Raw genomic sequence first — 2740 nt, 5'->3', positions numbered from 1 at the left:
TTGCTCTCGCTAAACGATATACAAAAGGAGGGTGCACCATAAATGACCATAGTCAATTATGACACACCCTCATATAGCAGACCGTACCTGCCACTATAGACCACATCAGGTTTCTTCTCCACACATGGACGAGGATGGTGAACACTACGGCTTATCACCTGTGCAACATCACCCCACGCCAAGGAATGGACGGTACGAAGGCGAATGCCACGAAAGGGACGAAACGTGTAAGCATAGTGGCTGCTACGCCAGCAGCTACCATGACGATATCCTGCCATTATAGGCAGGGAGGCACGGAATGCGTATTGTAATGCCGTTGTCCTTTTTCCCATCATTATATGTAATTTGGAGCAAAGATACAATAATATGACGAGTCTGACAATACCAGAAAGTAATATATCGGCACAAATCCTTGTTATTGTCATTCAGACATTTATCTTTACTCATAAGTAGGTATTTTAGGAGGAATACCGATTTTTGATGATGCCTCAAATTTGAAGACTTGTGAGATAATGCTTATTTTTGCACTCAGAAAAAAACGATATATACAATTAAAAAAATTATTGAATTATGATTATTGAAAATGTTCATGCAAGAGAAATTCTGGATTCTCGTGGCAACCCTACAGTAGAAGTTGAAGTTACATTAAAGTCCGGCATCGTGGGACGTGCTTCTGTTCCGTCTGGTGCATCAACGGGTGAAAATGAGGCTTTGGAACTTCGCGATGGCGACAAGAACCGCTATTGCGGTAAGGGCGTACTTAAGGCCGTAGAGAATGTGAATAACGTGATTGCTCCTGCCTTGGTTGGCTTCTCAGCCTTGGAACAGCGTGCCATCGACCATAAGATGCTGGAACTTGACGGTACCAAGACCAAGTCGAACCTGGGTGCCAATGCCATACTTGGTGTGTCGCTAGCCGTGGCCCATGCAGCTGCCGAGTATCTCCACATCCCGTTGTATCGCTACATAGGCGGTTGCAACACCTACACTCTTCCTGTTCCTATGATGAATATCATCAATGGTGGAGCTCACTCTGATGCGCCTATCGCCTTCCAGGAGTTTATGATTCGTCCTGTTGGCGCTCCTACAGAGAAGGAGGCTGTCCGCATGGGTGCTGAGGTGTTCCATGCTTTGGCTAAGCTTTTGAAGAGCCGCGGTCTTTCTACAGCCGTTGGTGATGAGGGAGGTTTCGCTCCTGCACTCAATGGTATTGAGGATGCGCTCGACAGCATCTGCCAGGCTATCAAGGATGCCGGCTATGAGCCAGGTAAGGATGTGAAGATTGCCATGGACTGCGCAGCCAGCGAGTTTGCCGTTCAGGAGAATGGTGAATGGTATTATGATTATCGCCAGTTGAAGGACGGCAAGAAGAAAGATCCTAACGGCAAAAAACTGACAGCTGCCGAGCAGATCAAGTTCCTGGAAGAACTGATTACCAAATATCCTATCGACTCTATCGAGGATGGTCTTGACGAGAACGATTGGGACAACTGGGTAAAGCTGACTGCTGCCATAGGCGACCGTTGCCAACTGGTAGGCGACGACCTCTTTGTTACCAACGTGAAGTTCCTGGAGAAGGGTATCAAGATGGGGGCTGCCAACTCTATCCTCATCAAGGTAAACCAGATTGGTTCTCTTACGGAGACTTTGGACGCTATCGAGATGGCTCATCGTCATGGCTACACTACCGTAACCTCACATCGCTCTGGAGAAACTGAGGATACCACAATTGCTGATATTGCCGTGGCTACTAACTCTGGTCAGATTAAGACGGGTTCTATGAGCCGTACCGACCGTATGGCTAAGTACAACCAGCTTATCCGCATCGAAGAGCAACTTGGCGACAACGCGTCATACGGCTACAAAAAGCTGAAATAAAGGCTTATAAGTAAACTATTGAATAAATCACAATCGGTATGGGCATGGATAACCGGGATGGTTGTCCATGCCCTTTGTTATCCTTTACAAGGATACGAGATTATTTTTAGTAATTATCCAATATCTCTTTTGCCTTTTTCTTTTTCGCTTGCTTTCTTGCTTTAATAATTCCTCCTACATTTATGGAATAAGGTTCAGTATCGTAATCTCTTACGAATACTTGGGTGCCGGTTTTGGGATCAGAGACAGATTCTATCAACGATTCTTTTACAACTTCCTTTGTTACTCTGCATGATGTCAGGCAGAATAAGAATGATATGATCAGCATGAGCGATAATACAGCCCATGGTTTGGATATACTGACAAACTGTTTCATTGCTTTATATTTTTGTTATATGAACAGCTCACTCTCTTTCCTTTCGCTACATAGAGGCTTGAGATGTGCCGTCAGTTGATTGAGGCGTTCGCCTATGCCTCTTGTTTGAGTTGGACAAACAGAAACACATCGCATGCAACCGATACAAAGTTCCTGGTTGACAGCTTTGAGGTTGTCGAAAGAAATTGCTCCCGTAGGACATTCGCTCGCGCAAGCTCCACATTCTGCACAACCATCATTAGCTGTAGGATAAGGACCTGAGCAACCTTGTTTGTATGGTCGGTTTCCAGGCAAAGCGAGAGGTACGAAAGACTGTGTATCATTTACCTTGTTAATTATATCCAAACCGAACGACGCCAATACCTTTGCGTCCTCATCGTCAGGTCTGCCAGCGCCATACATTCTGCAAATGCTAAGTAAGTGATCTAAATTATTTTTATATATAAGTACTAACATGGCTCATTTTTCGTTTTATAGAAAAAGTAG

The 2740-nt window shown here is 44.9% G+C and carries 5 protein-coding genes; 2 read left to right on the top strand and 3 right to left on the bottom strand.

Features of this window, described 5'->3' with window-relative positions:
* Window positions 1-52: 52 nt before the first annotated feature.
* A complete protein-coding gene (locus tag I6E38_RS15515; protein ID WP_369681319.1) occupies window positions 53-124 on the bottom strand; it encodes a hypothetical protein in 72 nt (23 codons plus the stop codon).
* A 10-nt stretch (window positions 125-134) separates the two neighbouring features.
* Between I6E38_RS15515 and I6E38_RS15510 the strand changes: the two genes are divergently transcribed.
* Together I6E38_RS15510 and eno are read left to right on the top strand one after the other, a co-directional pair.
* Window positions 135-311 (top strand): hypothetical protein, encoded by a 177-nt coding sequence (locus tag I6E38_RS15510; RefSeq protein WP_302429236.1) that lies wholly within the window; start codon window positions 135-137, stop codon window positions 309-311.
* A gap of 259 nt (window positions 312-570) precedes the next feature.
* Window positions 571-1878 carry a phosphopyruvate hydratase gene (eno, locus tag I6E38_RS14550; RefSeq protein WP_235394660.1) on the top strand — a complete coding sequence of 436 codons (1308 nt, stop codon included), beginning with the start codon at window positions 571-573 and terminating at the stop codon, window positions 1876-1878.
* 106 nt (window positions 1879-1984) lie between these two features.
* Here eno and I6E38_RS14545 read toward each other — a convergent pair whose 3' ends face one another.
* Both I6E38_RS14545 and I6E38_RS14540 read right to left on the bottom strand, forming a co-directional pair.
* Window positions 1985-2254 carry a hypothetical protein gene (locus I6E38_RS14545; protein WP_235394659.1) on the bottom strand — a complete coding sequence of 90 codons (270 nt, stop codon included), beginning with the start codon at window positions 2252-2254 and terminating at the stop codon, window positions 1985-1987.
* A gap of 15 nt (window positions 2255-2269) precedes the next feature.
* The gene (locus tag I6E38_RS14540) at window positions 2270-2656 is read right to left on the bottom strand and encodes a 4Fe-4S binding protein (protein WP_235394658.1); all 387 of its coding nucleotides are present in this window, start codon (window positions 2654-2656) and stop codon (window positions 2270-2272) included.
* Window positions 2657-2740: the final 84 nt, after the last annotated feature.

Origin of the sequence: Leyella stercorea (genome assembly GCF_021531355.1) — a bacterium.
In the GTDB taxonomy this organism is placed as follows: domain Bacteria; phylum Bacteroidota; class Bacteroidia; order Bacteroidales; family Bacteroidaceae; genus Prevotella.
Note: the sequence above shows the minus strand (reverse complement) of the source record. Positions and strands in the feature narration are given on the sequence as shown.